Consider the following 19,517-nt stretch of genomic DNA (forward strand, 5'->3'; position numbering starts at 1 on the left):
ACTCCCCGCCATGCGCACCATTCTGATTCTCGTTCGCAAGGACTTCACCCTTTTCTTCCGAAACAAGGCGGCGGTGTCGCTGACCTTCATCGTACCGTTCGTGCTGATCTGGGTCTTCGGCCAGGTATTCGGCGTGAATCGCAAGGACTCAGGCCCGAACGGTATCCCGCTGGCCGTCGTCAATGCCAGTGCCGACCCCGGAGCCGGGAAGCTGGTGGCGGCGCTGCAAGGCGAAAAAACCTTCAAGGTGGTCACGAAAACCGTGGCCGACGACAAGTCGGAGCGGCCCCTGCGCGAAGCCGACCTCCCGGCCCTGATGCGGGCTAACAAATTCCGCTTTGCCTTGGTGATTCCTGATGATCTTTTCAACGGAAAAAGCATCGGCCTGCACCTCAAGATTTACACCAATCCCCGCAATGAGATCGAAACCCAGACCGTCAACGGCATCCTGCAAAAGACCATCTTCTCCAGTGCGCCGCAACTGGTCGTTCAGTCATTGATGGCTACCGGCCGGGAAGTGATTGGAGCGAATAACATGACCGGTTTCAACAAATCGATGGCGGATAACATCGCCAAGTCGTTTGGTGGGGATCCTGCGCAAATTCTTAAAAGCATCGAGTCAGGAGATTTCACCGGCGGCCTTTCAACAGGAGGCGCCGGCAGCGATCCTGCAGGCGGTTCGTTGATGTCCCGGCTCATTCGTGTCGAGTCCATCCAAGTGGCTGGAAAGGACGTGAAGTCACCTGCGGCCACACGCATCGTGGGTGGCTGGGCGATGCAATTCCTGCTGTTCGCGCTCAGCGCCGCGGCCTCGGCGCTGTTCTACGAGCGCGACCAAGGCATTTTCTATCGAATCCTCGCCGGCCCGGTAAGCCGGGCGCAGATCCTTTGGAGCAAGTTCGTCTTTGGGATTTTGATCGGGATGCTCCAGCTCATCACGCTGTTCCTCGCCGGACGCCTTCTTTACGGAATCGACGTCGAACATCACATCGGATTCCTGCTGCTGGTCTGCGCGTTTGCCGCCGCTGCCTGCACGGCCTTCGGAATGTTGTTAGCGGCGGTGTCGCCCTCGCCCGAGGCGGCCACCGGCCTCGCCACGTTTGTGATCCTGCTCATGTGCGCAGTCGGGGGCGCCTGGTTTCCCGTGACGCTGATGCCGGAGTTCATCCAACAGATCAGCAAGGTCACCTTGGTCTATTGGGCCATGGAGGCGTTCTCCCAGGTTTTGTGGGCAAATGCCACGTTCCTTGAACTGCTGCCCACCCTCGGCATCCTCGGCGGCATGACCGCCCTGGTGATGACCATCGCCGTGTGGCGGTTCAATCGGGGGAAGATCTTCGGCTGAAACTCATCCTGCTGCCGCCGGTGGAGAGGGGCTGATTTTTGATCGCATCGCATCCCCCGACTTCTCGCGTATCCGATTCACCCATGAAATCGAACGATTCCTGCAAACCGTTTACCCGCAGACTCTCCACGGTCCTTTTTCTCCCCGCTTGCCTCGGCCAACCCGACTCGATATCGTCCGGGACAGACAGAGCGAACTGTTAGGCAAATAAAAAACCAGTGCTCCCCGCAAATACAACCGTGGTTACGCCAAAGACTTTCGATCAGCTCTTCTCGGATGAAGCGCTTATCGCAGAGTTTGCGACAACTGAGGAAGAAGAGAAATATGAGAAGCTCGACTCTTTTTTGATTCACCTGATCCAAACCGTAGTAACGCGCCATTTCGGATCGGACGAGTCCAACCAACTTCATGTCGGGGAAGACTGGTGGCCTAATCACACAAGGTATGTCGATACGAATGCGACACAGTTCAAAGTCGGCTTTCTTGACGATCTTCACCAACTACTCACTGACGATTACGAGAATTATCGATTTCAGATATGCGTTTACGAAGACATGATGGAAGGAGCAAGCTACGTAGGATCGATGGCTCTATACTCAGACAGGCTTGTCATTGAGGAAAACTTGAACAAAGCACTGAAGCAACAAATACAAGAATTCTAACAATGCTAGCTGCAGCAACCGCCACTAGCCCCCTTGTCAGCAACATTGCCCGTAATTTGAACCCTAACTCCCGCCTCGACGCTCGCCCCCGCTAGTGGCGGCGCGTGCTGTTTGACTTACTGAAAGAAATGAAAACGCGGCACAACGAGCGCTACGAGAGCGACAACACGCCAAGCAGCGAGGTCGCTCGGAAGTATCGTGAAGTCATCCACGAAGATGAGCACGAAGCCAGCCTTGCATTAATTTCCTATCGGGGAGGGGAGGAGGAGTTTCGCCTCGGTAAGGAATATTGTTCCAGCGACGATCCAGGTGATCGCGCGACGGGAGCGGATATCTTGGCCCAATTAGGTTGGGGGGACCAAACCTTCAGGGATGAGAGCATTGAGATTCTCACTCGCCTACTCGACGACTCAGATGTCTATGTCGTCTATTGTGCTGCGGTTGGACTTGGCCATCGGTCAGCAGATTCAGCTATTCCCGCACTTGTCCGGCACATCGAGCATCCTGATCCGCTGGTTCGGTACGGTGTCGCATTCGGTCTGCTCGGTCTCGATGACGCCCGTGCCATTGCAGGGTTGATCAAGCTCACGGCGGATGACGACCGTGATGTCCGGAATTGGGCGGTATTCGGATTGGGGACGCAGATCGATACGGACACTCCTGCCATCCGAGATGCTTTGCGAGAGGTATTGAGTGATTCCGACCACGAGATTCGAGGTGAGGCGCTCGTGGGTCTAGCGAAGCGTGGGTATCCTGCGATTATCCCGGAATTGATCAACGAATGGAAAGACGATGATGTTAGCATCTTGAGTATTGAAGCAGCGGGGATGACTCGAGACCCACGTCTGTTTCACCGTTTGAACCAGTTTACTGAGATTCTTACTCTTGATGATGACCCTTCCTTTGCGAGCAAGCTGGCTGACGCGATTGCTGCCTGCACACCGAAGGCAGGACAAGGCGGCGCATCCGGCGGCGACAATCGGCCAAATTGAATTCGAGCTTCCATCTGCGCCACGGATGCTATGAAACGTTCTGCGAGATGTTAGTCGAGACCGGCCCCATTCATTTTCAACATCCGTTCGTTCATCCATTTCGAAAATTCTTCTTTCATCTCGAATTTCTCTTCCAAATTTGCAATGAACCACACTTTTCCGACTTTTCGAAACATCAAACCCATCGCAGGAACCGTAGGTGCGCCCTCCATCAGAAATGTGAGCTCATATTGAAATCCAAGTTCCAAACCGTCACAGGGCTTCCGCTTCTTCAAAAGTTCGAAAAACTTCGGGATCTCATCTGGAGGAATTACCGTATAGTCGGGAGCCCCAGCTTCAATTTTACCTGAAAGGCCGAATCTGTCATCTATCACCATGGGTAAAACAATCGCCTCATAACACTTGTTTGTTTCGGCTCTCCGCAGAATTTGTTCAATCGACATAGGCTTTTCCGCTTCCTTTTTTTCGGTTGGCTTCGGATCGCCTGCGGCAAATGCAATTGTGAAAATCGCAATGCCTAACGTTAGTGTGATGGTTCTGATCATCTTTTTTGAGTTTGGAAATAGCGGGTGAGACCATCTGCTTAACCTGCCAGATGCGGATATGGAGTTCCACTTGGGGCGAACAAGCAAGTAGCAAACCGAGTGGGAAGTGAAAGCCGGATCCACAAATGAAAAGAGAGGCCGAAAACAAAACGCCCGGCTTCCATTGAGGAGGCCGGGCGTTGGGGATGGGACGCGGAAATCAAGCTTGTGGCGGATCGGCCGGGGTTACGGGTTCTTCGGGTTCGCCGGGGCGGAGGGCGTAGAAGACACCCCATTCGCGGGCACGGCGGCGGAGGGTGGGGGATTCGAGCTGGCGGAGGGCGAACTCCACCTCGTCCCACACGTCGCGGATGAGTTGGTCGGCCTCGGGGCGGAGTTTGTTCACGTCGGACTGCTCGCTTTCGAGGAGGTCCTTGGCGGCGGTCTGGAGGGTGAGCTCGGTATTGTAAGCCGTGAGTGCGGTGGAAACATCGGCAGCGGAGGGCATGGCCATGGAGGGCTCGGAGAAATTGGCGACGCGGCGCGGGTCGCCCTTGATGATGCGGTCCGCCCAGAGCAGGAGATCCGCCTCGGAGTCGAGTCCGGGGACGGTTTCCTCGTTCACGCTCAGGTCATAAACCGCACGACCGGATGGCGAGAAAACGCCGCGGGCGACGCCGAATTGGAAAACCTGGATGAAATGGCTGACCATCATCCGCAGTTTGTTGCCTGTCAGATTCAAGGCGGTGGTGACGGATGTCTGCCGGCCGAGGGCATCGGCGCGTTCGGTGACTTCCTTTTCCCACTTGGGGACGAAAGCGGTGAGGCGGGTGGCGGTGTCCGCGCTGATGAGGCGGGCGGGGCCGGTGACGGCGGCGGATTTTTTCAATCCGGCGCTGAGAGCTTGGCTGCGGGCGGGATCCGATGCGGGTAGCTGGCGGAATGGCATGGTCGTGATGGGGTTGGTGTAACAGATGGGGACCGCCCTTATGACGGTTTTCCTTCATCTGTTTTTAACAGATGTGAAAATCAGATAGGCGTCAAACCATTACGCCGGAAGTGATGGGTGAATTCGGCTGTTATCAGTTTCTCGGGAAAAATCTGCCGGAGAGCGGATAGGGGGGCCGAATTTTCGCTACAAAACGGTTTCCCGGCCATTTTAGGCAGTTTGGATGCAAAAGGTGCCCGCTGGGTTGTAGTGGACGGGCTTTTGCATGCAAAAGGTGGCCAACTACGTGTGGGGGATGGGCTTTTGCACGCAAAAGGCAGGCGCTGGCGTGTGGGGGACGGGCTTTTGCAGCCACGGAATTCCCGGCGGTAGGATCTTGAGTGGCTGAAATCTGGCGAGAAGGCGGATCTTGGAGGGTGTGATCGAATGTGGGGGGGCATTGGCTCAGAGGCTGTCTGAAAATGCCAATCCGGGTGCGGTGGCTGATACTCCTGCCATTTTTTTCGCGTGAACTGCGGATAGGGGGCATGGACGTGTCGTCCATGCCTGGGGACGAGACGTCCCCACGTCCTATTTTAAGATGGCCTCTCAGTTCGATTTTGTCTGATAGAGGCGGACATAGTCAACGAGCAGGGTGTCCTCGGCAGGCATAACGCTCTCCCACTGACCAGTGGGGCCGCACCACGGCGCGCCTTCCACACTTACTTTGATGAACGCCGGGTTACGGCAAGTGCCCTGGGATTTGGCGAGCGGGTTTCCATCATTGCCCTTTTCGGCACCCAAGCCCATGGCGTCGGACTCTTGGACGGACACGCCGTCGATGGTGTAGATGTACTTCGCCTCGTCCCAGTAAAGGCCGAAGGTATGGAATTGGCCGTCGAAAAGTTCGAGGTGCGGCCCACTGTTCTTGCCGCCGGAGTTGTGATCCTTGGCGTAGCCGCCCCAGTGCAAGTTGTGGGATAGTTGACCGAGGTTCCACTGATTGAAGTTCTCGAAAATGTCGATCTCCGTGCCGAGGCGGGTGTCGGTATTCCGGCCGGCGACGACATCGCCCGCTAGAAGCCAGAAACCAGTCCAATAATCGCTGCGGACGTGGTTAGGGAGACGCAGGCGCGTCTCGAGGTAACCGTATTTGTAGCTGAAAAGGTAATCCTTCGGATCGTAGCCTTTGCTGGTACGGATACACGCGCTCTCGTAACGGAAAATGGGATCGTCGGTCTTGAGGATCTTGATAGTCACGACACCGTTCGCGACCGAGACGTTGCGGCCGTCCCAGCGGGAGGCGCCCTGCCGGTCCTGATGCGGCGTGTCCCACTTGGTTCTGTCGAGCTCCGTCCCGTCGAATTCGTCCTGCCACACAAGCTTGAACCGTGAGAGATTAATCGGTGCGAGCGCTGCCCCGGAGGTCGGCTTAAGGAGATCCGCGAAAAGTTTTTCGAGACCGGCCTTCCACACCACGTATCCTTTTGCGCCGAAGTGGAGCTGGTCCTTTTCGTAGAGCGAGAGGTCCTGCTGCCCATCCGGGCCCATGCAGGCGGCGCTTAAATCGAACAACCTCGCGTTAGGATACGATTTCACCAGCTCGACCAATCCAGCGTTTAACGCCTCGCGGGCACCGGGCTTGAGCGGTGCCTGGGGGTTGCTGCTGGGGGCGACGGAGCTGATGACGACGGGCATCTTGTCGTTGAAAGCGACCGCCATTTTAAGGATGGCCTCGATGTTGGAAACGGCGTCATCAGGGTTGCCATGGGCCGTGAGGTCATTGCTCCCCGCGCACAGGAAGACCATTTGCGGATTGAGGCACAGCACGTCGTGTTGGAAGCGGAAGAGGACGCCGCGTGAGGTGTCGCCCCCGACGCCGCGGTTGGCGATTTTGTATTTTGGAAAGTCCGCTTGGACGGTTCTCCAGTTTTCCGTTAGCGAGTCCCCGACGAAGACAATCGCATTCTCGTCCTTCGCGCGATTGTCGAAGTATTTGCGGCGTATACCGTCCTGCCAACCGAAGGTGCGGATCGGGCCTTTGCCGGGCCACAGCTCCTCGCGGGCCTCGGGATAAGGCGTGTAGGTATCGCCCGTGCTGATGATTTTCGCGGGGGCACGGGTGACGGGCGAACCGTCGGCGGATTTGATTTCGTAGAGATACTCGCTCTGTGCCCCGTTGCGTGGGAGGTGCGAAAAGGTGGTCCACTGATACTCGGGGTTCGTCCAAGCGCGGCGGTCTTTGAACTCTGTGTAGCCGAATGGAAGCGTGATGCCCACCCCTTCACTGCCTTCGCCTTGCAAAAGGAGACGCAGTCCGTCTGCCTGGTAGAGGAATGGATTGTCGCTTTTCGCCTCGGGGAATACTTTCATTTCGCTGTCGTTGATGGACCAGCGGACCTTTCCCCCCCATGTGCCGGGAGCGGCGACCGTGAATTGCTGCGAGACTTTGAAATTGCCGTCCGGCAGGTTAGAGACCTTGAAGACAAGTTTGCCGCCTTCGAGGGATTCCAGCGTTGCCTGAATACCCTCGCCGTAAGTGAGATGCGCGACTTGGTTCGACACGTCCACCGTGCGGGCAGGGCTGCGGTCCGCGCCGTCGCGGAAAATGGCAGGGTATTCGAGTTCAATAGTCCCTACCGGATCCTTTGCCTTGAGTTCGATGAATTTCGCCTCAAGGCTCACTTCCACGGCGAGGGCGGGAAGCGCGGCAAACAAAGCCAGAGAAGAAGGAAGGATAATTTTCATAAGGTGAATCAGGAGCAATGAAACGGGCGGAGAGGTGGGAGTCGTGAAATCGCCGTGCGGCCCCTTTACCACAGTGTGATAGTCGTTCTTTCAGCGCCGCATGCCAGTGGGACGACCTGCGACGAAGTCACTCGGAGCGGGCGAAATGGAGTGAAATTCTCCCACGATTGGGTGACTGAAATTCGGAAGGGTGGAGGAAGCGTGCGGAAATTTTGACAGCCGGGCGAACTTGGCTATGGTCCCGCCGTTCCCACGAACCTACCCTTTTACCCATGAGCGAAACCACCGTCGAAAAACACGTCTTCCAGGCCGAGATCCAGCAATTGCTCGATCTGGTCGTCCACTCCCTCTACACCGACAAGGAGATCTTCCTGCGGGAGCTGATTTCCAATGCTTCCGACTCGATGGAGAAGCTCCGCCACATGGAGGCGACGGAGAAAAACATCCACGAGCCGACGCTGCCGTTGGAAATCCACATCACCACGGACGCGGAGGCGAAGACGCTGACGATCGCCGACCACGGGATCGGCATGACCCGCGCGGAGCTGGTGGAAAATCTGGGCACCATCGCCCACTCGGGGACCAAGGCGTTTCTCAAGTCGGTGAAGGAAAGCGGCAGCACGCCGGGCAACATGATCGGCCAGTTCGGCGTCGGGTTTTACTCGGCGTTCATGGTGGCGGATGAAGTGAAGGTGCACAGCCGCAGTTGGCGCGAGGATGGCGAGGAACTCGTCTGGATCAGCGATGGCAAGAGCGGCTACGAAATCGAGGAATCGCCCGGCCAGGAGCGCGGGGTGAAGGTCGTGATGCATCTGAAGGAGGAGCTGAGCGAGTATTCCGAGGAAATCCGCATCAAGCACCTGATCGAGCGCTACAGCAATTTCGTCGGCTTCCCGATTTTTCTCAACGGCACGCGCGTCAACGAGGTCGAGGCGCTATGGCTGAAGAACAAGTCGGAGATTTCCGAGGACGAATACAAGGCGTTCTATCAATTCGCCTGCAAGGCCTTCGACGAGCCGGCCTACCGCCTGCATTTCAGCGCCGATGCGCCGATCGCGATCAACTCGCTGGTGTTCGCGCCGAGCGAGAATCCGGAGCGGATGGGCTTCGGGAAAGTGGAGTGCGGCGTTTCGCTTTACTCGAAGAAGGTCCTTATCGATGCCGAGCCGAAAGGCCTGCTGCCCGACTGGATGCGTTTCATGAAAGGCGTCGTCGATAGCGCGGATCTGCCACTGAACATCTCCCGCGAAACGATGCAGGACAGCGCGCTGGTGAAAAAGTTAGGCGCGGTGATCAGCAAGCGCGTGATCAAGATGTTTGAAAAGGAAGCTGAAGCTGATCCGGAGAAATACCGTGGCTTCTACAAGAAGTTCGACCGCTTCTTTAAGGAAGGCATCGCCACCGACTATGCGAACAAGGATGCGCTGGCGAAGCTGCTGCGTTTTGAAACCTCACTAACGGATGCAGGCGCGGTTTGTGGTTTGACGGACTACGTTTCCCGCGTGAAGGACGGCCAGGAGTCGATCTACTACCTCGTCGGCGGCAGCCGCGAGCAGGTGGAAAGCAGCCCGTACATCGAGGCATTCAAGGCCCGCGGGCTGGAAGTCGTCTATTTCACCGATGCAGTGGACGAATACGTCGTGGAGTCGCTCGGCCAGTTCGACGGCAAGAAACTCGTTTCCATCCGCCACGGCGGTGTCGATCTGGAAGACCACGCGCCGGAAGGTGATTCTCTATCCGAAGAGCAGACCGCCGCGCTTTGTGATTTCCTCAAGACGGAACTCGGCGACCGCGTGACCGCCGTCGCCAGCGGCAAGCGGCTGGTGGACAGCCCGGTGATCGCGCTGGTGCCGACCGACGGCATGAGCCCGCAGATGCGCCAGATGATGCGGGCGATGGATGAGAATTTCAAAGACGACATCAAGGTGGAGCTGGAAATCAACCCGCGACATCCACTGGTGAAGAAGCTCGCCGAGGCCAAGGACTCGAATCCGGAGCTGGCTAAACTCGTCGCCCTGCAACTGCTCGACAACGCGCTCATCGCCGCCGGTCTGTTGGAAGACGCCCGCGACACGGTGACCCGCATGAACAAGCTGATGGAGAAGGCGATGGGCTGATGAAAGTCTTCTGCCCTGAATGTAAAACCAGTCTATCAGGCCCGAAGTCCGCGATGGGAACGCGGGTGGATTGTCCCGAGTGCCGTCATTCGTTCTTTTGGACGGATCGCCAGCACGCCGGGGATTCCTTCGTGATCTATGACCTCGAAACGACCGGGCTCGACCCGGAGCAGGACGAGTTCATCCAGATCGCGGCGATGCGTTTCACGGCGGGCAGCCTTTGCCCGGAGGACACGTTCGCCAGTTTCGCGAAACCGCGGAGGTCGATTTCCTCATTCATCGAGAGCTACACCGGAGTGGGGAACCGCCACGTCGCGAATGCGAACCGGCCGGAGGAAGTGTTGTGCGAGTTCGCGGCCTGGTCGGGGGATTCCACGCTGATCGCCCACAACGGGCTGCGCTTCGACAGCAAATTTCTAGCAGCCACCTGCCGCCGCCACGGCTTGCCGATGCGCGAGGTCCACAGCATCGACACGATCCACATGTCGAAGATGCTGTTCGGAAAAGTCCGAGGCACGGGGCACTCGCTGGATCACCTGATTTCCCGCCTGCGGATTGATTCCCAAAACATCCGCCGCCACGACGCGCGGGGGGATGTTGAAATCCTTGGTCGTGCAGTGGCAGGGATGTGGCAGCGGTTAGGGCTGGATCGCTCGTTCAACGGCGTGCCCCGGCATGGGGCATTCCTGCCGATAGACCGGGGCTGACCTAAGCGGAAACACGCGCGTAAACCCGGGTGTCACGGAAGCGGCCAGTCAGATCGAGACGCTCGTTGCGGAGGATTCCTTCGAGCTGGAAACCGGCACGTTCGGCGAGCCTCCAACTGGCGGTGTTCCGGTCGTCGGTAGTTAGGAAAACCCGTGAGGCGTTGAGTTTTTCCAACGCATGGTGCGTTAGGGCGCGGACTCCCTCGGTGATCAGGCCGGAACCGGAAAAGCGGGTGCGTCCCCAGTAACCGATTTCAAACTGGCGCAAGTCCCAGTTGGCATCGTGAAGACCGCTTCCGCCAACGAGGTCACCCGTATCGCGGAGAAAGAAGAAGGCCATGAGGTCTTCATTCCGCAAAAACCGTTCGTGGGCGCGAAGGCAGGATTGCTCGGAGTCCTCGACGGTTGGTCGAGGCGTCACCCAGCCGAGCCATGGCGAAAGTTGGTTGATGGATTCGAGAATCGCCTCATTGAAAGCCACACCATCGCCAGGCTTGGCGACCCGGATGAACAAGCGTTCGGTCTCGATTTCCTTGGGGAGCTTTTTCATATCACGACACGAAAAAGCCCGGCCCGCCATGAAGGCGAGCCGGGCTTACAAGTTGAATTACTTGGAGGAGTGCATCATTGGTGCTGGAGCTGGTGCTGGAGCGGATGGGCAGCACGAAGCGGCGAAGATGGCGACAGCAGCAGCGGCGATGATGAATTTAACGGATTTCATGTTGTTTGGTCGGTTGTTGGTTTGATTGCCACCATGCGACCAGCGCATGGCGACCCACAACCACTAGCAGTTCGGAAACACGAATCAAGTGCGGATTGCGCTGGTTTTCAGGGTGCAACCGCTGAAATTCCAATCAAATCCCGAATCACGCCGCGTCCTGGTCCGCGCGCTTGCGGCGAATGTTGGGCGGACGCTCGCCGAGAACCACTTGGCGGTTGATCGTCACGGACTCAATATCGTCGCGGGACGGGATGTCGAACATGACTTCCAGCATCATTTTTTCGAAGATGGAGCGCAGGGCGCGTGCTCCGGTGCCCCGGCGGACTGCTTCCTCGGCCAAGGCGCGGAGAGCATCGCGGGTGACGCGGAGTTTCACGTCGTTCATGGCGAGCTGCTTGCCATATTGCTTCACCAAGGCGTTTTTCGGCTCGGTGAGAATGGACATGAGCTCGTCCTCGGTCAGTTTCCGAAGCGAGGAAATCACCGGAAGGCGGCCGATGAATTCGGGGATCAGTCCGAAATGCAGGAGGTCTTCCGGTTGCACTTTCTCAAGGACGTTCACCGTTGGGTCGTCGAGATTTTCCCGCGAGCGATCCGCGTGGAAGCCGAGGGTGTTGCTGCCGAGACGGCGGCGAACCATGTCTTCCAGGCCGACGAACGCGCCGCCAACGATGAAGAGGATTTTCTCGGTGTTGACTTGGATATATTCCTGCTGCGGGTGCTTGCGGCCACCTTGCGGCGGAACGTTGCAAACGGTGCCTTCGAGGATCTTCAACAAGGCCTGTTGAACGCCCTCGCCCGAAACGTCGCGGGTGATCGAGACGTTCTCGGTCTTGCGGCCGATCTTGTCGATTTCATCGACGTAGATGATTCCGCGTTCGGCGCGGGCGACATCGAAGTCGGACGCCTGGAGCAGGCGCAGGATGATGTTTTCGACGTCCTCACCGACATAGCCGGCTTCGGTCAGGGTCGTGGCGTCAACGATGCAGAACGGCACGTCGAGCACGCGGGCGAGCGTGCGGGCGAGCAGGGTCTTTCCCGAACCAGTGGGTCCGAGAAGCATGATGTTGGACTTCTCGATTTCCACATCCTTGAACTCCTCGCCGACCTTGGCCTGATCCTGGCGGAGGCGCTGATAGTGGTTGTAAACCGCCACTGACAGGACCTTCTTCGCGTTTTCCTGACCGATGACGTGCTCGTTAAGCTTCGCGAGGATGTTGGCGGGCGAGGGGATCTTGAATCCCGCCTTGTCGGCAGGCGTCTTGCCCTTCGTCGGCGTGCTGCCGCCCAGTTCCTTTTCAAGTATGTTGGAACAGACCTCGATGCACTCGTTGCAAATGTATACTCCGGGCCCGGCGATCAATTTTTTGACCTCCGAGTGGCTCTTTCCGCAGAAGGAGCACATCGTCAGATTGGAAGCGCGGGCCATGAGTTGTTAGCAAATGTTGTTTTGGGAATGCGGGGACTGTGCAGTCCTGAAGCGTCAGGCGTCGGACTTTTTGTCTTCGATCGCGGCGACAACGGTATCGGGAAGCTGCTTGCGGCTTTCGAGAACCTTGTCGACGAGGCCGTAAGCCACCGATTGCTCGGCGGTCATGTAGTTGTCGCGATCCGAATCGTTTTCAACCTGCTCGATGGTTTTGCCGGTGTGATGGGCGAGAATACCGTTCAGGCGCTTCTTGAGGTTGAACATGAAACCGATCGTGCGCTCGACGTCGGAGGCGGTTCCCTGGGCGCCGCCCGAAACCTGATGGATCATGACGTGGGAGTTAGGCAGGCAGAAACGCTTGCCCTTGGTGCCTGCTGTTAGGAGGACCGAACCCATTGAAGCGGCGATACCGATGCAGTAGGTGTTCACGTCGCAGGTGAGGAACTGCATCGTGTCATAGATCGCAAGACCTGCGGTAACCGAGCCACCGGGCGAATTGATATAAATGTGGATGTCCTTTTTCGGGTCATGCATCTGCAGGAACAGAAGCTGGGCGATCACCGAGTTGGCCACATAGTCATCGATGCCAACGCCGATGAAAATGATGCGGTCCTTGAGCAGGCGCGAGTAGATGTCGAACGAACGCTCGCCGCGTCCGTCCTGCTCGACGACCATCGGGACATAGTAACTGTTGCGCGGTGGGGCGGAACTCATGGAAGGGGATTGGAAATTAGTCATCGAGTGCGGTGTCATTTGATTCCACGACATTCGCGTGCTCTACCAAGAAGTCAATGGTCTTGCCGATGGCCATCGAGCTGCGGATGTTCTGGATGCGGCCCGCACGCTGCATGTCGCGGATGAACTTTTTCGGAGCGACTTTGCGCGAGGTGGCGATCTGGGCGAGGTGGTTGATCAACTCGCTATCAGTCACGGTGATTTTCTCAATCCGGGCGATTTCCTGGAGGATGAAATTGGTGCGTAGGTTCGACAACGCCTGGTCACCGGCGCTGGCGAAGATTTCCTCCTGTTGGGAGTGGATCTCGTCCTCGCTCATGCCGGACTGGACGCCGCGTTTCACCATGGCATCGGCCTGGTTCTGGGTTTCCTGACTGACGAGTTCGTCGGGGAGTTCGAAATTCACCTGCGCGTTGAAATGGGCGACGATCTGGTTGACCTTCATGTCGTCGATCTTGCGGCGGCGTTCACCTGCCATGTTTTCGCGGATGATGTCCTTGATGTCTTCCATCGACTTGCCGGGAGCAAGGCGGTTGGCGAGTTCGTCATCCAAGGCGGGAAGTGCGGCTTGCTTGAGTTCCTTGACCGTTGTTTGGAAAACGATCTCCTTGTTCTGAAGATCGGCGACTGGGAAATCCTCCGGAAGAGTGATGGTGATTTCCTTGGAATCGCCGGTATTCATGCCGACGAGCTGGGCGGCGAATCCGGGAAGGAATGCCTTTTCATCAAGGCGCACCCAGAAGCCATCGCGGCCGGAGAGATAGCCTGAAGATTTGCCGAGGAATTCGTCGGTGGGCTTGCCTTCGACGGTGGAGGTGTAATCGACGACGGCGAAGTCGGCCATGGCGGCGGCACGACCTTCGATGTCCGAGAAATCGGCGAAACGCTCCTGAAGCGCGGTGAGTTGGGCTTCGATTGCCTCGTCCGGCACGGCGAGAGGAGGCACTGTCACGCTGACGCCTTTGTATTCAGGAAGCGTTACTTCCGGGGCCAAGGTGAGTTTGGAAACGAAAGTGATGTTTCCATTGGGAAGGGTGGTCATGTCCTCAGGCACGCCGAAATCGAGCACGTTGAGCGACTCTTGCTTGAGTGCTTCGTCGTAGGCCTCGTTGATCAAGGCACCGTTCAATTCCTCGTCGATTTCCTTTTGAAAGCGCTTTTCAACGACGGCGCGAGGGGCTTTTCCGGGACGGAAACCGGGGACGCGGGCCTTGCTGGCATAGCCTTTGACGATCTGATCGCGCTGGCCGTTGACTTTGTCCGCTGGGATTTCAACGCGCAGGGTGGCGACGCATTTTGGCTGCTTCTCGACAACAATATTCATGATAGATTGGACCGGCTTTGGCACCGGGGCGGGCAACCTAGTGGATTTGAGCGGGGCTTGTCAAACGACGCTTCTGGTTTGTCCCCACTAAATTGCCGCAGCCTTGCGGGAAATGCCGATCCAACCGCAGCCTCAGATTTTTCCGAGCAGCAGCAGGATGACCAAGATCAGTAGGACCAATCCAAGGCCGCCGCTGGGTGCATAACCCCAGCTTTGACTGTGGCCCCATGTGGGAAGCGCTCCGACGAGAGCAAGGACGAGGATGATGAGGAGTATGGTTCCGATGCTCATGGTTTGATGGGGTTAAGGGTTGGCCGGTGGATTTGCCGGTAACTTTTCCCATCGCAAATACCGGGCCAATTCGGTTGCCCTACACGCAGAGCCTGCAATCGCTTGATGTTTATGGCTCCGGCCGGGATCGCTGTTTGAAAGCTCAGGAGCTGGTTCTCAAGAATTGCACGGATGGGCGTGCAAAATGCGGTTCTTCAAGGGGACGACTCGGTCATTCCCGCCCAATGCCACATTCCGGGATCTAGCTCCGCACGGGCTGCAGCAGCTAACACATCGGCATCGACGCCGTCGTTCAAAACCGCGAAAACGGTGGAACCTGAGCCGCTCATCATCGCGGCGGGGGTCTCCCTTCGCTCCAACAGCCATTCCTTCAGTTCGGCGAGAAACCGGTGTTTTTCGAAAACCGGGCGCTCCAACGCATTTTCCAAGTTGATTCCTTGAAGCGACTGAGGTCCGTAGTGAATGCCGGGAATTTCCGCCGACGTCGTCCACCGCTTGTAAGCATCGGGAGTCGCGACGCAGAACGACGGTTTCAAAAGCAAGACCCGCAAGGCCGGTGGGGATGGAACGGGTTGGATGATTTCCCCGCGACCCGTGCAGCGGGCGGCTCCGGAGATCAGGAAAAAAGGAATATCCGATCCTAAATTCGCGGCGATTTTGTGGAGCTCGTCCACGCCCAGCTTGAAATCATGAAGCCTGTTCAATCCCAGCAATGTGGTGGCGGCATCGCTGCTTCCGCCACCAAGCCCGGCTCCATGCGGGACGACTTTTTTTAACGAAATCGAGCAGTGGCAGGGGACTCCCGCTGCGGATTCATAGGCTCGCACCGCTTTGACCACCAAATTGCTCTCGTCATCAGGCACGTCAGCAGCATTGCAGGTGAACTTGAAATCGTCGGCTTCAGTGAACTCGATGACATCCGCCAAGCCGGGGAGTTTGACCATCAGCGTGTCGATTTCATGGAAACCGTCAGCGCGTTTTCCCAAAACGTTCAACGTGAGATTCAACTTGGCCGGTGCCTGGAGGGAGAAGCTTTTCATGGTTCTACTTCCCGGGTAATCATCGCCATCATTCGGCCGGTTTTTCCGAGTTCCCGGCGGTAGCTGTAAAATCGTTTCAGGTCGGCGGCGGTATTCAATCCACAGTCCGAAAAATTTCCGACTCCGGCGTTTCGTGCTTGTTCGCCGATCTCTCCCGCGAAATCGACATCATAGTCCGGAAAACGGATGCACGGACTGAGCACGGCGGTGACGTCCTCGGGCCGGGTCCCGAACTGGTCTGCCATCACGCCCAGAGCATTTTTAAAAATGTTCCCCTCGGTGCCCTTTTTCCCGGAGTGCAGCAATCCGATGGCGCCTGTCCTCCGGTCGGCCAGCCAGATGGCCCCGCAGTCGGCGGTGTAAATCACCAATACGAAGCCGGGTTGGGAGGTGACGAGACCGTCCACTCCCGGCACCACGGGAAGACCGTCGGGTGCCGTGATCCGAGGGCTTCCGGGAACCATAGCCACTGTTGTCCCGTGGACTTGCTCCGCTCGCCACCATTCGGAATCCGGTCCGGCGAAATCCGAAACCGCCCGGGCATGATACGGCCGTAACAGATTCATCGCCTCATCGCGGTCGCCGGTGATCGACAAATCCGACACGCGCTCGATCCACCCCGCGCGGACGCCCGGGATCGAATTCAAAGGATGTAGAAAGGGGAACGCCTCCGTCACCCGGGGACGGTAACGGAGGCGCTGAGGATTCGCCAAGCTGGATTATTTCAGAAGGAGAAACGATTGATCAAGCGATCGCACGGCCTTGAATGGCGCGCTTCGTGTGTTCAACGGTTTCAGCCTGGTCTTCATCCATGCCTGCAAGAATGCCAGCCAGATCGTTCGCGATTTCCGTACGCATCTTCGCAACAAGTTCAATTCCTTTTGCGGTGATGCGGACCATGATTTTACGGCGATCTTCGGCGGCGTGCATACGCTCAACATAGGACAGCTTTTCCAACCGATCAACCAAGCCGGTAGCGGCTGCGGTCGAATGGCCCATCTTCTTCGCGATGTCGGACATCGTGAGATATTCTTCGCTGGATAGATAGGTTAGGAGGAAGAACTGCGGAAACGAGATGTTTCCTTTGTTGAGTTCTGTTGACAGGTTCAGGATGCAGCTTCGTTGTGTGAAGAGGACGAAGTCAGCAAGACGGTCCGCATCGGCTTTCACCGAAGCGCCCGAGGCGTTCATTGTTTTCATTATGGCTGGTTGTAGTGTTCATGTTTCGGGACATGTAAGGGGGCACAGCCATTGCGAAAGAGAAGCTACCCGGTTTACCGGATAGTAATCAACTCCAAAATTAAATATTTATGGCTGTGCTCAGTTGCTCAAACGGGACTTTTTGAAAATACATAAACATGAGAGGTTTTGGAAGCAAAGAATTCCCGAAAAGTTAATTATTTTTTTGAACATTCTCGGCAGGCGGTTTCTCTTGCAGTTGCGGGGTTTCAGGAGGTGTCGGAGTCGTCACAGGCTTTGGAACGTGCTGAGAATAAACCGCATCACCGACCTCAACCAAACCGGATTGGATGTCGGCGGCGGCAAATTCACCGAGTTTTTCTCCGGTAATTTTTAGGTTTGCGCTCCGATTTTCCGGTCCCCGGGTGGTGAGGATCTGTCCGGTTTCGCCCTCCCAGGTGCCGTAACTCTGAATCAGGATGAACTTTTTCTCGGTGGGAACCGATGCAACCCGACCCACCAGTTTTGGTCCTTCAACGGGAGCCTTTTTCGGTTCCTCTTTGGGGGAATCCGGCTTGGTGGATTTGGTGGTACCACAGGACACCACGATCAGGGAAAGCGATGCAGCAATCAGAAAGCCGGACTTCACGTTCATGAGCGAAGTCTGGCGTCGCTTCGCTCAAAATGAAATCCGAGAATTCAAGTGTGGGCCAAACGGATCTCATCCGCTTGAATCAAGCGTTCCAACCCGGCATCCGTGCGCAACATCAATTCTCCGCCCGCCGCGATGCCCTCCACGGTTCCATCGCGTGGTCCGCCTGCCGTGATGAGGGTCACTTTTTTTCCGGTTAGGACGCAACGCTGGGAAACCGCGGAGATCAGCATTTCGAAATGGTCGCCGACGTGTTGGCGTCGGCTGGCGAATCGATGGATGATTGCCGACAGGACCTCGGCTCTGGAAAATTCCCGCGAAGTCTCCATGCGAAGCGAAGTCGCTATTTCGGAAACTTCGGCGGGAAATCCGAGGGTGTTCACGTTCAGCCCGATGCCGACGACTGCGAAGTCCGTTCCCGCTTCAACGAGGATCCCGGCGACTTTCCGCTGCCCGATCCAAACATCGTTAGGCCACTTGATCCCCGCCTGCACGCCGAAGCTCTCGATGGCTTCCGCCACGGCGACGCCGGCCGCCAACGCCAGTCGCGGCCACAACGCCTTTGGTTCCTCAGGGCGGACTAGAATGGAAAACGCAAGCGATTCGCCCGCTGGCGAGAACCATGCTGCCCCGCGTCTCCCGCGTCCGGCAGTTTGACGTTCGGCGAGGACGATCAACCCGTCGGCCGCACCCGCCATGGCCAGTGCGCGCACTTCATCGTTGGTCGACTCCACGGTTTCACGAACCAGCAGGCGGAATGGCTCGGGAAATTCCGCGGCGGCTTCATTGAAATTTTCGCCGATCATCGAAGTCACAAAGTTTCGAAGTCCAAACCGACGTCGAGCGCCGGAGCGGAGTGCGTCAGCGCCCCAACGGAAATGAAATCGACGCCCGTTTTGGCAATCTCCCGTAGGACCTTCAACGTGATGCCGCCACTTGCCTCGAACTTCGGCTTGCTGCGTTCCCCGCGCATGAGCACGGCCGCGGCGAGTTCATCCACGGTCATGTTGTCGAGCAGGATGTAATCCACGCCATCCATTGTTAGAAATGTGTGAACCTGATCGAGATCGTCGGCTTCCAACTCCACTTCGACTTCCGGTTGTTCCGATTTCAACCGGCCGATTGCCGCTTGGATGGCTTCCGGTCCACCTTCCGCAACGAGGTGGTTGTCCTTCACCATCGCCCGGTCGTAGAGGCCGATGCGATGGTTGGTTCCTCCGCCATGGACGACCGCCTGTTTTTCCAACAGCCGGTAACCCGGGGTCGTTTTCCGCGTGTCGAGAATCCGGGTGTTCGTGCCTTTGATCTGTTCGACGTAGCGGGCTGTCAGGGTGGCGACTCCGCTAAGGCGTTGGAGAAAATTGAGCGCCGTCCGCTCGGCAGTTAGAATTGATCGCGCGGATCCTTCGACCCGGATTAATAGAGCTCCGCCGGCCACGCGGCTGCCGTCAGGGATCAGGATTTCCACATCCAATTCCGGATCGACCGTGCTGAATACCCGTGCCGCCAGTTCCACTCCGGAAACCACGCCGTCCTTGCGCACCGCCACGAAAGCGCAGGCCCGGCGTTCATCAGGAATGAAATAACGGGACGTCACGTCGCCCTCGCCGATGTCTTCGGCGAGGGCGAGTTGGATGAGAGTGTCGGAGTGATCGTTCATCAGGGAGAAATGGATAGTGCGGAACTCGGCGGAAAATTTCAACTCATTCGCCGATCACGCTGACCACAATTTCGCGCCGGTGAGGATCCCGCCGATGTTCGAATAAGAAAACTCCCTGCCACGTTCCCAAGGTCATCCGACCGTCGATGATCGGAATCGCCTCGCTGGTCCGCGTCAACGCCATGCGGATGTGGCTCGGCATGTCGTCCGGACCTTCCTGCGTGTGGATGAACCATGGAGTGCTCTCGGGCACCAGTTTTTCAAAAAACAGCTCCAAATCCCGGCGCGCGCTCGGATCGGCTTTTTCCATGATCACCAGGCTCGCGCTCGTGTGGCGGACGAAAACGGTGACTGTTCCCGTGCTGACACCGGATCGCACGACGATCCCCGCCACTTCACGGGTGATCTCGGTCGTGCCCTTGCCGTGCGTCCTAACTGAAAATGTCTCGTTGTGTGCGGTCAT

At 57.3% G+C, this 19,517-nt stretch carries 21 protein-coding genes; 6 read left to right on the top strand and 15 right to left on the bottom strand.

The window, feature by feature from the left end:
- Positions 1–10 precede the first annotated feature (10 nt).
- From ABIQ96_RS26070 to ABIQ96_RS26080, 3 genes are all read left to right on the top strand, one after another.
- The gene (locus ABIQ96_RS26070) at positions 11–1,345 is read left to right on the top strand and encodes an ABC transporter permease (RefSeq protein ID WP_348217598.1); all 1,335 of its coding nucleotides are present in this window, start codon (positions 11–13) and stop codon (positions 1,343–1,345) included.
- Between the two features lie 239 nt (positions 1,346–1,584).
- Positions 1,585–2,007 carry a hypothetical protein gene (locus tag ABIQ96_RS26075; protein WP_348217599.1) on the top strand — a complete coding sequence of 141 codons (423 nt, stop codon included), beginning with the start codon at positions 1,585–1,587 and terminating at the stop codon, positions 2,005–2,007.
- 128 nt (positions 2,008–2,135) lie between these two features.
- Positions 2,136–2,999, top strand: a complete 864-nt coding sequence (locus tag ABIQ96_RS26080; protein WP_348217600.1) for a HEAT repeat domain-containing protein — start codon at positions 2,136–2,138, stop codon at positions 2,997–2,999.
- Between the two features lie 50 nt (positions 3,000–3,049).
- Here ABIQ96_RS26080 and ABIQ96_RS26085 read toward each other — a convergent pair whose 3' ends face one another.
- The 3 genes from ABIQ96_RS26085 to ABIQ96_RS26095 all read right to left on the bottom strand — a co-directional run bounded on the left by ABIQ96_RS26085 (position 3,050) and on the right by ABIQ96_RS26095 (position 7,199).
- On the bottom strand, positions 3,050–3,544 hold the full coding sequence (locus ABIQ96_RS26085) for a hypothetical protein (RefSeq protein ID WP_348217601.1): 495 nt from the start codon (positions 3,542–3,544) through the stop codon (positions 3,050–3,052).
- 199 nt (positions 3,545–3,743) lie between these two features.
- A complete protein-coding gene (locus ABIQ96_RS26090; RefSeq protein ID WP_348217602.1) occupies positions 3,744–4,472 on the bottom strand; it encodes a hypothetical protein in 729 nt (242 codons plus the stop codon).
- 588 nt (positions 4,473–5,060) lie between these two features.
- On the bottom strand, positions 5,061–7,199 hold the full coding sequence (locus tag ABIQ96_RS26095; protein ID WP_348217603.1) for a GDSL-type esterase/lipase family protein: 2,139 nt from the start codon (positions 7,197–7,199) through the stop codon (positions 5,061–5,063).
- A 272-nt stretch (positions 7,200–7,471) separates the two neighbouring features.
- On the opposite strand from ABIQ96_RS26095, the gene htpG reads away from it, so the two are divergent.
- Together htpG and ABIQ96_RS26105 are read left to right on the top strand one after the other, a co-directional pair.
- The gene (gene htpG, locus ABIQ96_RS26100; protein WP_348217604.1) at positions 7,472–9,316 is read left to right on the top strand and encodes a molecular chaperone HtpG; all 1,845 of its coding nucleotides are present in this window, start codon (positions 7,472–7,474) and stop codon (positions 9,314–9,316) included.
- Positions 9,317–9,447: 131 nt separating this feature from the next.
- Complete coding sequence (locus ABIQ96_RS26105; RefSeq protein ID WP_348217605.1) at positions 9,448–10,023, top strand: 3'-5' exonuclease; 576 nt, start codon at positions 9,448–9,450, stop codon at positions 10,021–10,023.
- Between the two features lies 1 nt (position 10,024).
- Here ABIQ96_RS26105 and ABIQ96_RS26110 read toward each other — a convergent pair whose 3' ends face one another.
- A complete protein-coding gene (locus ABIQ96_RS26110; RefSeq protein WP_348217606.1) occupies positions 10,025–10,573 on the bottom strand; it encodes a GNAT family protein in 549 nt (182 codons plus the stop codon).
- A gap of 28 nt (positions 10,574–10,601) precedes the next feature.
- Between ABIQ96_RS26110 and ABIQ96_RS26115 the strand changes: the two genes are divergently transcribed.
- Complete coding sequence (locus tag ABIQ96_RS26115) at positions 10,602–10,769, top strand: hypothetical protein (RefSeq protein ID WP_348217607.1); 168 nt, start codon at positions 10,602–10,604, stop codon at positions 10,767–10,769.
- A gap of 120 nt (positions 10,770–10,889) precedes the next feature.
- Here ABIQ96_RS26115 and clpX read toward each other — a convergent pair whose 3' ends face one another.
- The 11 genes from clpX to ABIQ96_RS26170 form a co-directional block, all read right to left on the bottom strand.
- Positions 10,890–12,173 carry an ATP-dependent Clp protease ATP-binding subunit ClpX gene (gene clpX / locus ABIQ96_RS26120; protein ID WP_348217608.1) on the bottom strand — a complete coding sequence of 428 codons (1,284 nt, stop codon included), beginning with the start codon at positions 12,171–12,173 and terminating at the stop codon, positions 10,890–10,892.
- Between the two features lie 54 nt (positions 12,174–12,227).
- Positions 12,228–12,887, bottom strand: a complete 660-nt coding sequence (locus ABIQ96_RS26125) for an ATP-dependent Clp protease proteolytic subunit (protein ID WP_348217609.1) — start codon at positions 12,885–12,887, stop codon at positions 12,228–12,230.
- A gap of 16 nt (positions 12,888–12,903) precedes the next feature.
- The gene (gene tig, locus ABIQ96_RS26130; protein ID WP_348217610.1) at positions 12,904–14,232 is read right to left on the bottom strand and encodes a trigger factor; all 1,329 of its coding nucleotides are present in this window, start codon (positions 14,230–14,232) and stop codon (positions 12,904–12,906) included.
- A gap of 132 nt (positions 14,233–14,364) precedes the next feature.
- Positions 14,365–14,523, bottom strand: coding sequence for a DUF3309 family protein (locus tag ABIQ96_RS26135; protein ID WP_348217611.1), 159 nt, complete (start codon positions 14,521–14,523; stop codon positions 14,365–14,367).
- 194 nt (positions 14,524–14,717) lie between these two features.
- Positions 14,718–15,563, bottom strand: coding sequence for a 4-(cytidine 5'-diphospho)-2-C-methyl-D-erythritol kinase (ispE, locus tag ABIQ96_RS26140; protein ID WP_348217612.1), 846 nt, complete (start codon positions 15,561–15,563; stop codon positions 14,718–14,720).
- Positions 15,560–16,210, bottom strand: a complete 651-nt coding sequence (locus ABIQ96_RS26145; RefSeq protein WP_348217613.1) for a polyphenol oxidase family protein — start codon at positions 16,208–16,210, stop codon at positions 15,560–15,562. The genes ispE and ABIQ96_RS26145 overlap by 4 nt, the downstream gene beginning before the upstream one ends.
- Positions 16,211–16,307: 97 nt before the next feature.
- On the bottom strand, positions 16,308–16,763 hold the full coding sequence (locus tag ABIQ96_RS26150; protein ID WP_348217614.1) for a MarR family transcriptional regulator: 456 nt from the start codon (positions 16,761–16,763) through the stop codon (positions 16,308–16,310).
- 193 nt (positions 16,764–16,956) lie between these two features.
- Entirely contained in the window at positions 16,957–17,397 is a 441-nt protein-coding gene (locus tag ABIQ96_RS26155; RefSeq protein WP_348217615.1) for a hypothetical protein, read from the bottom strand.
- 44 nt (positions 17,398–17,441) lie between these two features.
- A complete protein-coding gene (locus tag ABIQ96_RS26160; RefSeq protein ID WP_348217648.1) occupies positions 17,442–18,200 on the bottom strand; it encodes a biotin--[acetyl-CoA-carboxylase] ligase in 759 nt (252 codons plus the stop codon).
- A gap of 5 nt (positions 18,201–18,205) precedes the next feature.
- Complete coding sequence (gene nadC / locus ABIQ96_RS26165) at positions 18,206–19,054, bottom strand: carboxylating nicotinate-nucleotide diphosphorylase (protein ID WP_348217616.1); 849 nt, start codon at positions 19,052–19,054, stop codon at positions 18,206–18,208.
- A 43-nt stretch (positions 19,055–19,097) separates the two neighbouring features.
- A complete protein-coding gene (locus tag ABIQ96_RS26170; protein WP_348217617.1) occupies positions 19,098–19,517 on the bottom strand; it encodes a secondary thiamine-phosphate synthase enzyme YjbQ in 420 nt (139 codons plus the stop codon).

It is taken from the genome of Luteolibacter sp., assembly GCF_039920825.1.
GTDB lineage: Bacteria > Verrucomicrobiota > Verrucomicrobiia > Verrucomicrobiales > Akkermansiaceae > Luteolibacter.

Bases quoted from the DNA above. Each gene is read 5' to 3' on its own strand.
- ABIQ96_RS26070 (WP_348217598.1), top strand. From the start codon at position 11: ATGCGCACCATTCTGATTCTCGTTCGCAAGGACTTCACCCTTTTCTTC.
- ABIQ96_RS26080 (WP_348217600.1), top strand. From the start codon at position 2,136: ATGAAAACGCGGCACAACGAGCGCTACGAGAGCGACAACACGCCAAGC.
- ABIQ96_RS26085 (WP_348217601.1), bottom strand. From the start codon at position 3,544: ATGATCAGAACCATCACACTAACGTTAGGCATTGCGATTTTCACAATT.
- ABIQ96_RS26090 (WP_348217602.1), bottom strand. From the start codon at position 4,472: ATGCCATTCCGCCAGCTACCCGCATCGGATCCCGCCCGCAGCCAAGCT.
- ABIQ96_RS26095 (WP_348217603.1), bottom strand. From the start codon at position 7,199: ATGAAAATTATCCTTCCTTCTTCTCTGGCTTTGTTTGCCGCGCTTCCC.
- htpG (WP_348217604.1), top strand. From the start codon at position 7,472: ATGAGCGAAACCACCGTCGAAAAACACGTCTTCCAGGCCGAGATCCAG.
- ABIQ96_RS26110 (WP_348217606.1), bottom strand. From the start codon at position 10,573: ATGAAAAAGCTCCCCAAGGAAATCGAGACCGAACGCTTGTTCATCCGG.
- ABIQ96_RS26115 (WP_348217607.1), top strand. From the start codon at position 10,602: ATGAAGGCGAGCCGGGCTTACAAGTTGAATTACTTGGAGGAGTGCATC.
- clpX (WP_348217608.1), bottom strand. From the start codon at position 12,173: ATGGCCCGCGCTTCCAATCTGACGATGTGCTCCTTCTGCGGAAAGAGC.
- ABIQ96_RS26125 (WP_348217609.1), bottom strand. From the start codon at position 12,887: ATGAGTTCCGCCCCACCGCGCAACAGTTACTATGTCCCGATGGTCGTC.
- tig (WP_348217610.1), bottom strand. From the start codon at position 14,232: ATGAATATTGTTGTCGAGAAGCAGCCAAAATGCGTCGCCACCCTGCGC.
- ABIQ96_RS26135 (WP_348217611.1), bottom strand. From the start codon at position 14,523: ATGAGCATCGGAACCATACTCCTCATCATCCTCGTCCTTGCTCTCGTC.
- ispE (WP_348217612.1), bottom strand. From the start codon at position 15,563: ATGAAAAGCTTCTCCCTCCAGGCACCGGCCAAGTTGAATCTCACGTTG.
- ABIQ96_RS26150 (WP_348217614.1), bottom strand. From the start codon at position 16,763: ATGAAAACAATGAACGCCTCGGGCGCTTCGGTGAAAGCCGATGCGGAC.
- ABIQ96_RS26155 (WP_348217615.1), bottom strand. From the start codon at position 17,397: ATGAACGTGAAGTCCGGCTTTCTGATTGCTGCATCGCTTTCCCTGATC.
- ABIQ96_RS26160 (WP_348217648.1), bottom strand. From the start codon at position 18,200: ATGATCGGCGAAAATTTCAATGAAGCCGCCGCGGAATTTCCCGAGCCA.
- nadC (WP_348217616.1), bottom strand. From the start codon at position 19,054: ATGAACGATCACTCCGACACTCTCATCCAACTCGCCCTCGCCGAAGAC.
- ABIQ96_RS26170 (WP_348217617.1), bottom strand. From the start codon at position 19,517: ATGACCGCACACAACGAGACATTTTCAGTTAGGACGCACGGCAAGGGC.